Source organism: Pseudomonas sp. LBUM1670 (genome assembly GCF_059695695.1).
Genome location: NZ_CP166783.1, coordinates 4,875,933 through 4,888,101, shown reverse-complemented (window position 1 = coordinate 4,888,101; position 12,169 = coordinate 4,875,933). Strand labels below are relative to the sequence as shown.

Below are 12,169 nucleotides of genomic sequence, written 5' to 3'. Positions count from 1 at the left end.
GAGAGTTCATGCGACGGCCATAAGGATGTGGCCATTACAGGCCCCGACATTCGTGTCGGGGCCTGTTCTATTTGGAAGACAATAAAGATCAAATGTGGGAGCGGGCTTGCTCGCGAAAGCGGAGTGTCAGGCAACATTGATGGTGACTGATACACCGCTTTCGCGAGCAAGCCCGCTCCCACATTGGTTTTGTGACGGGTTCAGTTACCGCGCTTGCTGGTGATCTGTCTCAGGCGATTCCCTTCAAACCGCAGGTACTGATACATCCCGCTGTTAGGCCCGTAGGTCCATTCCTCGACCTGGAACTCTTCCCGCCGATTGGCGCTGCGCTTGTAGCCCAACAGATCGCGGCTGACCGGTTCGCCGCATTTCTGCAGCACTTCGCTGGACCTGTCCCCGACGCTGACCAACTGACTGCCGCAGCGCAGGGTATCGGCGGCAGAGGCCTGATTGGCCGCCATGGCCAGTGTCAGGCCGAACAGCAATTGTCTGATCATCATTCGGCGTCCAGATGCAGTGGTGTCACCACCTTACCGTTACTTTCCGCTTGGCCGAGGCTGGCGTCGATGAAATACACCCGGTCATCGGCCAATTGACCCTTGTCGACCAGATAGTCCTTGATGCTGCTGGCGCGGTCCTGGCCCAGTTGGCGCAACAGCACGTCGCTGGAACTCCAGAACTTGATCACGTCCGCGCGCATTTTCGCGGTGCGTTCTTCTTTGCCCAGGTCTTTCCATTCGGCGGGCGGCTGGGTTTTCAGGCGGATGCGGTAGATGCCTTCCAGCAGCGGACCTTTCTCGCCGTCCGGCACTTGCAGCAACGAGGCCTGCGCCGGCACCTTGTCGCCGCGACGCTGGAGCATTTTGTAGTAGTTGTACTGGTATTCCCGTTCCAGGCGTTGCTCGGCGATCAGCGGGCCATCACTGCTGGCGGCAGCGGTGCCTTCGATTTCCAGGCGCAGGGCCGGACGTTCCTTGAGGGCCTGGGACAGCTTGACCAACGAACCTTCGGCCTCTTTGCTCAGGTCGCTGGAACCCGGCGCAAACGACACCGTGCCCAAGTCTTCCGAGCCTCCGCCACTGACCAGCCCGCCGATCATTTTGAACGGCGCGGCGGCGGCCTTGACGATCAGGTTGCGCAGGGTCTGCCAGACAATCGGCATGACGCTGAACTGTGGATTATTCAGGTCGCCGGTCACGGGCAGTTCAATGGAAATCTTGCCATCGACGTCCTTCAGCAGGGCGATGGCCAGCTTCAGAGGCAGGCTGGTGGCGTCGGGGCTGTCGACTTTTTCACCGAGCTGCAATTGCTCGACCACCACTTTGTTTTCAGCCTTGAGCTGACCTTTGGTGATCAGGTAATGCAGGTCAAGATTGAGCCGGCCCTTACGGATGCGATAGCCGGCGAACTTGCCGGAGTAGGGCGTCAGCGTGGTCAGTTCCACCCGCTTGAAGCTGGTGGTGATATCAAGGCTGGCCATCGGGTCGAACGGGTTGACCGAGCCCTTGATGGTCACCGGCGCATAACGATCGACCTTGCCCTTGACGTCTACGATCGCCGGTTTCGCCTGGCCACTGTCGATGGGGCCGATCTGGCCGTTGAGCTGTTGCACGACGGTGGCGAAGTTCGGGGTCAAACTGAAGTCGGCAAAGTTGGCCGAACCGTCACTGATGACTATCCCGCCAATGTGGATACCCAGCGGTTTGTCCTTGCTGGCGGGTTTGGCTGCAATGGTTTTGGCACCGGAATCGGGCGGTTGCGGGATCAGCAGGTCATCGACGTTGGTGGTGCGGTCATCGTTGATCATGAAGCGCACATAGGGCTTGAACAGGTTGACCTTGTCGATCGACAGGCTGTCGCCGTGCTGATAATTCAGACCCTCGGCCACCACCTGTTGCCCCTTGAGGAAGTCACGTGTTTTCAGGGTGTCGAGGGTGTGAAGCTGATCGATCTGCGCGCGTCCTGTCACGCTGAGTGCCAACGGCTCGGTGCTTTTCAGGTTGACCGCCAGGTCGCTGCCGAGCATGCCGCTGCGCAGTTCGAGGCGAATGAACGGGTTGATGTAGGACTGGGCAACCCGCAGGTCGATGTCCTTGCTTTGCACGTTGAGTCTGGCGCTGACCGGGGCCAGATTGACCTCGCCATCGGCGCTGATCTTGCCTTGCTTGCCTACGCCGGTATCGAGCTTGAGGGTAAAAGGCGAGCCATTGAGGCTGTCGAAATTCTGCAGGTCCAGGTTCAGCGGGCTCAGGTCCAGCGTCACGGCGGGTTGCGCTTTTCGATCAGCCAGGTGCACTTTGTAATCGCGCAACTGCACATCTTTCAACAGCACTTGCCAAGGCTTGTTTGGCGGCGCCGGTTCAGGCTTGGGTGAGTCGGCTGCCGCTGGCGTGCTGACGGGTTCGGCTTTGGCCTTGGCCGCTGCTTTGGACGGTTGACTGGCGAACAGTTTCTGCCAGTCGAGTTGGCCGTCAGCTTCAAGCCCCGCCCAGGTTTCCAGTTTATTGCTGCGGATCTTGCCCACTACCACTTGCTGTTTGGCCAGATCCACCGTGGTGTCGGTGACATCCAGTCGCGCGAGTTTCGCCAGTGGGCGACCGTCCGGGGCGTTGATGGCGAAGGGCGCGACACTGATCGCGACGTTGCTCAGCAGCAGTTCGGTTTCCTTGGACAGGTTGAGTTTGTAGTCGGTGCTCAGGTTCAGGACGCCGTTTTCCAGCACCAGCGGCAGCGCGTCACGCACGTACGGCCACCAGACTTTCATCTGGCCGTCGGTGACTTTCAGCTTACCTTCGGAGGCGATCGGGATCAGGCTGAAGTTACCGGTCCAGTCGATTTGCCCACCCCCCGGGCCGACCGCGACCAGCGTCATGTCGGCGTTGTCTTCTGGCAACGTGCTGAGGTTTTTCAGCTCGAAATCGAGCTTGTCATAGAGAAATTCGATGGGCTCGCTCGGGCGAGCGTCCTGGAAGTGCACATAACCGTCGGCCAGTTTGATCCGCTCTACGCGAAGCGGAAACGCTTTGGCGTTCGGGTCCGCCGGCGTCGGCTCGCTCGCCGGCAATTTGAACAGGCCAAGCAAGTTGAGTTTGCCGTCCTTGCCGAAGAGGATTTCGGTCTTGGGTTTGTCCAGCTCGATATCAGACACGTGCAGCGCTTTGGTCCACAGACTGTCGATCTGCAGGTTGGCGTACAGACGTTCGAAGCCGACCTGTTCCTTGCCCGGCTCGCCGATGATCAGGCCCCACAGGGTGACTTCAAGGCTGAAGGGGTTGAGTTCGATTCGCTGAATGGTGGCGGGCGTCGTGGCGTAGTTGGCCAACTGTTGGTTGACCACCCGCAACGTGATGCCCGGCAAAATCAGAAACCCCAGCAGGCTGTAGAGGGCCAGAGCAGTCAACAAGGCGCCGATAGCGCGGATCAATCCTTTGGGCATGTGCGGCTTCATCTGTTTGAATCGGAGTGCGTTGGAGTATGGCACGCGAATCCGGTTCAGAAGTCACCCAGCGTTATAGGATTTATCTGATTTTTCCGTTGATTTTCAGAGCTGCAGGATCAGGGTTTTCAGCGGTGGCTGTTGATCCATGGACGGGAAATCGCCGCCCGGTTTCATCACTGTCCATTCGCGCACCGGCCGCCCGGCCTTTTCCGCACAGCGCAAAACCTGCTCGCGCCAGTCGTCCATGCTGACTTTTGCCAGGTTGTTGCAGCAGATCAGCACGCCATTGTCGGCGGTGGTCAGCAGCGCGGGTTTGAGCAGGCTCTGGTAGTCGCGCAGCAGGTCGACGGTGCCGAAAGCGCTCTTGGCCCAGGCCGGGGGGTCCAGCAAAACCAGGTCGTATTGACGTTGTTCCAGGCGTTGATAGCTCGGCAATTTCTGCCCGCGGCGCTGACTGATGGGCAGACCGGCGAGTTGGCGAATGGCCGGGAAGTAATCGGACTGGATGAACTGCATGGTCGGCAACTGCGGATTGAGCAGACCGTTTTCGCGGCCGACCGCCAGATTGCCCTCGGCGAAATCCAGATTGCATACCTCGCTCGCGCCACCGGCCGCAGCGCTCAGGCCGACGCCGCAGGTGTAGGCAAACAGGTTCAGCACGCTTTTGTTCTGGCTGTGTTCCTTGACCCAGCCGCGGGTGTTGCGCAGGTCGAGGAACAGCAGCGGGTCCTGACCGGCGTGTCGACCGCGAACCCGGTAATTCAGGCCCCATTCGTGGCCGACAAGATCTTGCAGGGCGGCTTCGTCGGCGCGGTAGACAGTGTCTTCGCGGTCGATGCGCGAGTTGCCCCGGGAGCGGTCGTTGTAGACCAGCAGAGTCTCGAAGCCCAGGTGTTGATTGATCGCCTCGTGCAGTTGCAACAGGGCATCGCGCTCCAGCGACTGGTGAAAGCTCTGCACCAACAGTTGCGGGCCGTAGCGGTCGATGGTCAGGCCACCGGCGCCTTCCTGGCTGCCATGGAACAAGCGATAGCAATCGGTGCCTTGCTGATGCAGTTCGGCAAGCAGGTCCTGGCGATGTTCGAGGGCGGCGCGCAGCGCCTGATTCAAGGAAGACATGCTGGGCGCCTTGCAGGGGAGGGAATTTGGCGCGGGAGTTTAACAGCTTGGCGGCAGACCGAGGTGCTGCCTTCGCGAGCAAGCCCGCTCCCACATTGGATTTGTGAACACATAACCCTGTGGGAGCGGGCTTGCTCGCGAAGCTTTTAAGCTTTTTTTCAGGTCAGCAATCCCATGCGTCGTTTGGCCCTATGCACCGAGCCATTGCGCACGGCCCAGCGCAGCATCGGTGCACTGCGGTTGACGCTGGCACGGATCAGCGTGCGTTGCAGCGGACTTTGGCGCACGCCGAGCATGTCGCTGGCCCAGTCCGGCAGCAGATCGACGCCGGCCTGCATCATCAATCCACCGAACGGCTTGGCCAAACGGCTGGGGGAGGGCGCGTTCAACAACAGGCGCAGGACTTCGCGGCTGCGTTCGTCACACAGCAGTTGCGGGCGGACTCGTTCAAGATAATCGGCCATTTCCTGCCGCGAACGGGGCACCTCACGGGCACCGAGGCGTTCAGCGACCACGGCGATTTCATCGTAATAACGGTCTTGGTCGGCCGCCGACAAGTGCGGATTGCGGTAACGCAAATGCGCCGCGAGGAAGTTGCTGACCTCGGCCACGTGCACCCAGGTCAGCAGGTCGGGGTCACTGGCAGCGTAAGGCCGGCCATCCGGCGCGGTGCCGGTCACTTGCAGATGGATGGTGCGGACTTTCTCGATCAGCCAGTCGGCATCTTTGCGCGAGCCAAAGGTGGTGCCGGAAATGAACTGCCCGGTGCAGCGCAAGCGACCGAGCATGTCCTCGCGGAAATTCGAATGGTCCCAGACCCCGGCCAGCGCCAAGGGGTGCAGGGCTTGCAGCATCAGCGCGCTGATACCGCCGATGAGCATGCTGCTGAAGTCGCCGTGCACCTGCCAACTCACCGAATCGGGTCCGAACAGGCCGGGATCGCCCTTGGGGTTTTCCAGGTCGAGCTTGCCGAGGGACAGACCGGAGAGGCTCATGACTTGGGTTTCGATACGGCTGCGGATGAATTCCATGGCGACTCTGTAGGTTTCTGTAGGAGCGAGCTTGCTCGCGATGGACGTTAACGATAACGCGTATTTCCTGAATAAACGCGGCGCGCTTGAGTTCATCGCGAGCAAGCTCACTCCTACAAGGGCAAGGCGTTACTGGTTGAGGCGTTTATCGACCAGGTCCTGAACCACGCCTGGATCGGCCAGGGTCGACGTGTCGCCCAGACTGTCGAGTTCGTTGCAGGCGATCTTGCGCAAAATCCGCCGCATGATCTTGCCCGAACGGGTTTTCGGCAAGGCCGGTGCCCACTGGATCAGGTCCGGTTTGGCGAAGCTGCCGATGTCCTTGCTGACGTGGGCCAGCAGTTCCTTCTTCAATTCGTCGGTGGGTTCGGTGCCGTTCATGGGCGTGACGAAGGCATAGATGCCCTGACCTTTGACGTCGTGAGGGTAACCGACCACGGCGGCCTCGGCGATGCTGTCGTGCAGCACCAGGGCGCTTTCGACTTCGGCGGTGCCGATGCGGTGGCCGGAAACGTTGATCACGTCGTCGATGCGCCCGGTGATCCAGTAATCGCCGTCCTCGTCGCGGCGCGCGCCGTCGCCGGTGAAGTAGTAACCGGGGTAGGGTTTGAAGTAGGTATCGACCATCCGCTGCGGGTCGCCATAGACACTGCGGATTTGCGCCGGCCAGCTGGATTTGATCGCCAGCACGCCGCTGCCGGCGCCTTTGATTTCCTTGCCCACTTCGTCGAGCAGCACCGGTTGCACCCCGAACATCGGTTGCGTGGCGCAGCCGGGTTTGATCCGTTGCGCGCTGACCAGCGGGCTGAGCATGATGCCGCCGGTTTCGGTCTGCCACCAGGTATCGACGATCGGGCAACGCTGTTCGCCGACGGCGTTGAAGTACCAGTCCCACGCTTCCGGGTTGATTGGCTCACCGACACTGCCGAGTAATCTGAGGCTTGCCCGGGACGTTTCCTTCAACGGTTCGGGGCCTTCGCGCATTAGCGAGCGCAGGGCGGTGGGGGCGGTGTAGAAGATGTTCACGTGGTGTTTGTCGATGACCTGCCAGAAGCGTGCGCTGCTCGGGTAGCTCGGCACGCCTTCGAAGATCAGCGTGGTCGCGCCGTTGGCCAGCGGCCCATAGACGATGTAACTGTGGCCGGTGACCCAGCCGACATCGGCGGTGCACCAGAAGACTTCTTCGTCGCGGTAGTCGAGCACGTACTTGAAGGTCATCGCCGCTTGCAGCAGATAACCGCCGGTGGTGTGCAGCACGCCTTTGGGTTTGCCCGTGCTGCCGGAGGTGTAGAGGATGAACAACGGGTCTTCGGCGTCCATCGGTTCGGCCGGGCAATCGTCGCTGACGTCGCGCAAGGCCTGGTGATACCAGAGGTCGCGACCTTCGACCCAGTTGACTTCGCCCTGAGTGCGCTCGACCACGATCACGGTGCTGACATTCGGGCAACTTTGCAGCGCCTTGTCGACCTTCTCTTTGAGTGGCACGAATTTGCCGCCGCGCACGCCTTCATCGGCGGTGATCACGGTGCGGCAGTCGGCGTCGAGAATCCGGTCACGTACAGAATCGGGGGAGAACCCGCCAAACACCACCGAATGCACCGCACCGATCCGCGTGCAGGCGAGCATCGCGTAGGCGGCTTCGGGGATCATCGGCATGTAGATGCACACGCGGTCGCCTTTCTTCACGCCACGGCTTTTGAGCACGTTGGCCAGGCGGCAGACGTAGTGATGCAGTTTTTTGTAGGTGATCTGGGTGGACTCGGCAGGGTCATCGCCTTCCCAGATGATTGCGATCTGATCGCCACGTTTTTCCAGGTGACGGTCGATGCAGTTGTAACTGACATTCAACTTTCCGCCGGCAAACCAGCTCGCTTCACCGGTTTTCAGGTTATAGCGCTGGACGGTATCCCACGGTGCACTCCAGTCGAGGAAGCGTGTGGCCTGCTCAGCCCAGAACGTGCTGGGGTGTTCGATGGATTGGCGATACAGGCGCTTGTAGTCGTCCTGACTGAGTTGTGCGGCCCGGCGGACGGCATCGGCTTTGGGGAACGTGCTGATATCGAACATGACGGTTCCTTATTCTTGTTTTGCGACAAAGATAAAGATGCGCCGAGTGATCAACGGGTTCAAGTCATACACCAAACAACTGTGGGAGCGGGCTTGCTCGCGAAAGCGGTGTGCCAGTCAACATCATCGTTGAATGACACACCGCATTCGCGAGCAAGCCCGCTCCCACAGGGTAAAGCAGTGAACCGTCAGATCACCCGCGGTGACGACCGCGGAAGTAGTTGATCAGCCCTTGGGTCGACGCATCGTCAGCCGGGGTTTCTTCGCTGCCGACCAGGCGGTTGTAGACGCCTTTGCCCAGCTCTTTACCCAACTCCACGCCCCACTGGTCGAAGGCGTTGATGCCCCAGACCACGCTTTGCACGAAGACTTTGTGTTCGTACATCGCCACCAGTGCGCCGAGACGGCGCGGGCTGATGCGTTCGACCACCAACGTGTTGCTCGGACGGTTGCCCGGGATCACCTTGTGCGGCGCGAGTTTCTGTACGTCCGCTTCGGCCATGCCCTTGTCCCGCAGCTCGGCTTCAGCCTCGGCGCGGGTCTTGCCGAGCATCAGCGCCTGGCTTTGCGACAGGCAGTTGGCGTACAGCCACTGGTGGTGATCGGAGACCGGATTGAAGCTGACGATCGGCACAATGAAGTCGGCCGGGATCAGTTGGGTGCCCTGGTGCAGCAACTGGTGATACGCGTGCTGACCGTTGCAACCGACGCCACCCCAGATCACCGGACCGGTGTCGGTGGACACCGGCGTGCCGTCCTGACGCACGCTCTTGCCGTTGGATTCCATGTCCAACTGTTGCAAATGCTTGGTGATGTTACGCAGGTAGTGGTCGTACGGCAGGATCGCGTGGCTTTGCGCGCCCCAGAAGTTGCCGTACCAGACGCCGAGCAAGGCCAGCAGCACCGGCATGTTCTGTTCGAACGGCGCGCTCTGGAAATGCTGGTCCATGGTGTAGGCACCGGACAGCAGTTCCTTGAAGTTGGACATGCCGATGGCCAGGGCAATCGGCAAACCGATGGCCGACCACAGCGAGTAACGACCGCCGACCCAGTCCCACATCGGGAAGATGTTTTCTTCGCGGATACCGAACGCCACAGCGGCGGCGTTGTTGCTCGAGACCGCGATGAAGTGACGGTACAGCTCGGCTTCCGAACCGCCCTGAGCCAGGTACCAGGCGCGAGCGGCCTGGGCGTTCTTCAGGGTTTCGAGGGTGTTGAAGGATTTCGACGAGACGATGAACAGCGTGGTCTCGGCGCGCAGCTTCATGGTCAGCTCGTGGAACTCACTGCCGTCGATGTTTGCCAGGTAGTGGCAACGCACGCCTTTCTGGGCGTAGGACAGCAGCGCTTCGGACACCAGCTCGGGGCCGAGGAACGAGCCACCGATGCCGATGTTCACCACGTCGGTGATCGGCTTCTCGGTGTAGCCGCGCCACAGACCGTCGTGGATGCGGCCCACGAGGTCGGTGATCTGGTTCAAAACCTTGTGTACTTCCGGCATCACGTTGACGCCATTCACCGACAGCTTTTCGCCCACAGGGCGGCGCAGTGCAGTGTGCAGGGCCGGACGTCCTTCGGAAGAGTTGACGATTTCGCCGTCGAACAGCGCTTTGATCGCGCCCTGAAGGTCGACTTCGTTGGCCAGGCCCACCAGCAGATCGCGGGTCTCGGCGTTGATCAGGTTCTTCGAGTAGTCGAGAAACAGGCCGCAACTGCTCAGGGTGAATTGAGTAAAGCGCTGCGGGTCGGCATTAAAAGCTTCGCGCATGCTGAAATCCTGCATGGCTTGGCGGTGGTCATTCAGCGCTTGCCAGGCGGGCAGAGCGGTCACGTCGTGAGGAGTGCGGTAGTACGCCATCGCTGCGGGTTTCCTTTTTACTTGAACGGCCTTTTGAACACTAAAAATCCCGGAGCGCTGTGGGTGGGCGTCCGGTCAACTGCGTCGACACGATTTCATGGCACAGGGCGAATACAGTAAACCTCGCGCTGCGATCTGTCTTGACTTTGTCTGACCCGTTCCCGGTACTTTTTTGTACATGAAGCAGGGAACGGTCCGACAAACGGAAGAGAAGGTTCGGTCAGGCAACCTGAACCGGAATGGCATTGCTGGTGTGGCTCAACTCGTTACCCGGCGCCATGTAGAGCATGCGCGGCTTGAAGTTGAGCAGCTCGGCTTCGCTGTAGTGAGCGTAAGCGCAGATGATCACACGGTCGCCGACCTTGGCCTTGTGCGCCGCGGCGCCGTTGACCGAGATCATGCGCGAACCTTCTTCGCCACGAATCGCGTAGGTGGTGAAGCGTTCGCCGTTGTCGACGTTGTAGATCTGGATCTGTTCGTATTCACGGATGCCGGACAAGTCCAGCCATTCGCCGTCGATGGCGCAGGAACCTTCGTAATCGAGAACTGCGTGGGTGACTTCGGCGCGATGCAGCTTGGCCTTGAGCATGATGGCGTGCATGAGTGTTTCCCAGGTCGGAATCGAACGGCGGGCAGTTTGCCCGAAGCGATTGTGGGCAGCAATATCTGGAGGCAGACACAAAAAACAATGTGGGAGCGGGCTTGCTCGCGAATGCGGTAGGTCAGTCAGCAATGATGCTGAATGACCTACCGCATTCGCGAGCAAGCCCGCTCCCACACTGGTTCTGTAGTGTTTATGCGGTCGTGTCGAGGTTCAGGTGCAGGTTGTCGATCAACCGGGTGGTGCCGAGGAACGCCGCCACCAGAATTACCAGGTCCCGATCTTCCGCAGTGGCAGGACGCAACGTCAGCGCATGGCGGATTTCCAGGTAATCGGTACGCAAGCCTGCGGCTTCGAGTTGCTGCTGTTGTGCCGCGATCAATGTCGGGTAATCGCGATCACCTTGTTTGATCGACTCGGCAATCGACAACAGCGTGCGATAAACAACCGGCGCAACCGCCCGCTGTTCTTCGCTGAGAAACCCATTGCGCGACGACAGCGCCAAACCATCGGCCGCACGCACAGTCGGCTCGCCAATGATCTGGATCGGCATGTTCAGGTCATGCACCAGCGCGCGAATCACCGCCAGTTGCTGGAAGTCTTTCTGGCCAAAGATCGCCAGATCCGGCTGAACCATGTTGAAGAGTTTGCTGACCACCGTCGCCACACCTTCGAAATGCCCCGGACGGCTGGCACCGCACAGGCCTTCGGACAGTTGCGGAACGCTGACGCGGGTCTGGCCGGCCATGCCGTCGGGGTACATTTCTTCAACGGTCGGCGCGAACAGCAAATGGCAACCGCCCTGGAGCAGTTTTTCCTGATCGGCCGCGAGGGTGCGCGGGTACTTGTCGAGGTCTTCACCGGCGCCGAATTGCAGCGGATTGACGAAAATGCTCGCGACCACGAAATCCGCCCGTTGGCTGGCTTTGGCAATCAGTGCAATGTGACCGCTGTGCAGGTTGCCCATGGTCGGCACGAAGGCAATGCGCTTGCCTTCGTTGCGGGCGCGGGCCACGGCGGCCCGCAGTTCGCGTACTGTTTTTACGGTGTTCATGCAGAGAATCCGTGTTCGATACCAGGGAAAGTGACTGCTTTGACTTCGGCGACATAAGCGCCAAGTGCCGCTTGAATGTTTTGTTGTCCGGTCATGAAGTTCTTCACGAACTTCGGTACCCGGCCTGTGATCGACAGGCCCAGCATGTCGTGCAGCACCAGCACCTGGCCGTCGGTGCCGCTGCCGGCGCCGATACCGATCACCGGGATCTTCACGGCCTGGGTGATTTCTTCGGCCAGCTCACTCGGCACGCACTCGAGCAGCAACATCGCCGCGCCCGCCTGTTCGAGGGAGATCGCATCGGCACGCATCTGCCGTGCCTGGTTTTCATTGCGACCCTGGACTTTATAACCGCCGAGTATATTCACCGATTGCGGCGTCAACCCCATGTGCGCACACACCGGGATGCCGCGCTCGGCCAGCAGACGGATCGAGTCCGCCAGCCACAGTGCGCCTTCGACCTTGACCATGTGCGCGCCGGCCTGCATCAACAGGGCGCTGTTGCTCATGGTTTGTTCGATGGTGGCGTAGGCCATGAAAGGCAGGTCAGCGAGGATCAACGCGTCGCTGTTACCGCGTTTGACGGACGCGACGTGGTAAGCCATTTCGGCGGTGGTCACCGGCAGGGTGCTGTCGTGACCTTGCAGAACCATGCCGAGGGAGTCGCCCACCAGCAGCACTTCGACGCCAGCCTCATTGCAGGCGTGGGCGAAGGTCGCGTCATAGCAGGTCAGCATGGTGATTTTTTCACCTTTTTGCTTGAGACCTTGCAGAGTGGTCAGGGTGATGGCTGGCATGAAAAGATCCTCATTCAGGCGCTGTGGAAACTACTGCGAGTAACGCGCGTGATTCTTCGTTAAATACAGGCGCACGGTCTGTTGTCGTGCTTTTAAGGCCTGGATTGCGCCCTTCAACGCCGTGTTGGCGGCAGCGGGACGCCTATAGTCGTGAGGAGAACTCGGGAAGTCAATTGCGTGTGTTACCGCGTTGTTACGGAGGG

The 12,169-nt window shown here is 60.2% G+C and carries 9 protein-coding genes and 1 pseudogene; 1 reads left to right on the top strand and 9 read right to left on the bottom strand.

Features of this window, described 5'->3' with window-relative positions; all coding sequences use genetic code 11:
- Nucleotides 1–200: 200 nt before the first annotated feature.
- The 5 genes from ACA073_RS22295 to acs all read right to left on the bottom strand — a co-directional run bounded on the left by ACA073_RS22295 (nt 201) and on the right by acs (nt 7,656).
- Complete coding sequence (locus tag ACA073_RS22295) at nt 201–497, bottom strand: DUF2845 domain-containing protein (RefSeq protein WP_497404192.1); 297 nt, start codon at nt 495–497, stop codon at nt 201–203.
- Nucleotides 497–3,448 carry a DUF748 domain-containing protein gene (locus ACA073_RS22290; protein WP_497399528.1) on the bottom strand — a complete coding sequence of 984 codons (2,952 nt, stop codon included), beginning with the start codon at nt 3,446–3,448 and terminating at the stop codon, nt 497–499. The genes ACA073_RS22295 and ACA073_RS22290 overlap by 1 nt, the downstream gene beginning before the upstream one ends.
- Before the next feature lie 93 nt (nt 3,449–3,541).
- Complete coding sequence (locus ACA073_RS22285) at nt 3,542–4,558, bottom strand: class I SAM-dependent rRNA methyltransferase (protein ID WP_461953202.1); 1,017 nt, start codon at nt 4,556–4,558, stop codon at nt 3,542–3,544.
- A 158-nt stretch (nt 4,559–4,716) separates the two neighbouring features.
- The gene (locus ACA073_RS22280; RefSeq protein ID WP_497399526.1) at nt 4,717–5,589 is read right to left on the bottom strand and encodes an oxygenase MpaB family protein; all 873 of its coding nucleotides are present in this window, start codon (nt 5,587–5,589) and stop codon (nt 4,717–4,719) included.
- A 129-nt stretch (nt 5,590–5,718) separates the two neighbouring features.
- Nucleotides 5,719–7,656 (bottom strand): acetate--CoA ligase, encoded by a 1,938-nt coding sequence (gene acs, locus ACA073_RS22275; protein WP_497399524.1) that lies wholly within the window; start codon nt 7,654–7,656, stop codon nt 5,719–5,721.
- A 66-nt stretch (nt 7,657–7,722) separates the two neighbouring features.
- Here acs and ACA073_RS22270 point away from each other — a divergent pair.
- Nucleotides 7,723–7,827, top strand: a pseudogene (locus ACA073_RS22270) (metal ABC transporter ATP-binding protein); the annotation flags it as partial.
- A 22-nt stretch (nt 7,828–7,849) separates the two neighbouring features.
- On the opposite strand, the gene pgi reads toward ACA073_RS22270, so the two are convergent.
- The 4 genes from pgi to panB all read right to left on the bottom strand — a co-directional run bounded on the left by pgi (nt 7,850) and on the right by panB (nt 11,966).
- Nucleotides 7,850–9,514, bottom strand: coding sequence for a glucose-6-phosphate isomerase (gene pgi, locus ACA073_RS22265; protein ID WP_461953205.1), 1,665 nt, complete (start codon nt 9,512–9,514; stop codon nt 7,850–7,852).
- A 220-nt stretch (nt 9,515–9,734) separates the two neighbouring features.
- Complete coding sequence (panD, locus tag ACA073_RS22260) at nt 9,735–10,115, bottom strand: aspartate 1-decarboxylase (RefSeq protein ID WP_003228271.1); 381 nt, start codon at nt 10,113–10,115, stop codon at nt 9,735–9,737.
- Nucleotides 10,116–10,308: 193 nt separating this feature from the next.
- A complete protein-coding gene (gene panC / locus ACA073_RS22255) occupies nt 10,309–11,169 on the bottom strand; it encodes a pantoate--beta-alanine ligase (protein ID WP_497399522.1) in 861 nt (286 codons plus the stop codon).
- Nucleotides 11,166–11,966, bottom strand: a complete 801-nt coding sequence (gene panB / locus ACA073_RS22250; protein ID WP_497399520.1) for a 3-methyl-2-oxobutanoate hydroxymethyltransferase — start codon at nt 11,964–11,966, stop codon at nt 11,166–11,168. The genes panC and panB overlap by 4 nt, the downstream gene beginning before the upstream one ends.
- Nucleotides 11,967–12,169 lie beyond the last annotated feature (203 nt).

Bases quoted from the DNA above. Each gene is read 5' to 3' on its own strand.
- ACA073_RS22295 (WP_497404192.1), bottom strand. From the start codon at position 497: ATGATCAGACAATTGCTGTTCGGCCTGACACTGGCCATGGCGGCCAAT.
- ACA073_RS22290 (WP_497399528.1), bottom strand. From the start codon at position 3,448: ATGAAGCCGCACATGCCCAAAGGATTGATCCGCGCTATCGGCGCCTTG.
- ACA073_RS22285 (WP_461953202.1), bottom strand. From the start codon at position 4,558: ATGTCTTCCTTGAATCAGGCGCTGCGCGCCGCCCTCGAACATCGCCAG.
- ACA073_RS22280 (WP_497399526.1), bottom strand. From the start codon at position 5,589: ATGGAATTCATCCGCAGCCGTATCGAAACCCAAGTCATGAGCCTCTCC.
- acs (WP_497399524.1), bottom strand. From the start codon at position 7,656: ATGTTCGATATCAGCACGTTCCCCAAAGCCGATGCCGTCCGCCGGGCC.
- pgi (WP_461953205.1), bottom strand. From the start codon at position 9,514: ATGGCGTACTACCGCACTCCTCACGACGTGACCGCTCTGCCCGCCTGG.
- panD (WP_003228271.1), bottom strand. From the start codon at position 10,115: ATGCACGCCATCATGCTCAAGGCCAAGCTGCATCGCGCCGAAGTCACC.
- panC (WP_497399522.1), bottom strand. From the start codon at position 11,169: ATGAACACCGTAAAAACAGTACGCGAACTGCGGGCCGCCGTGGCCCGC.
- panB (WP_497399520.1), bottom strand. From the start codon at position 11,966: ATGCCAGCCATCACCCTGACCACTCTGCAAGGTCTCAAGCAAAAAGGT.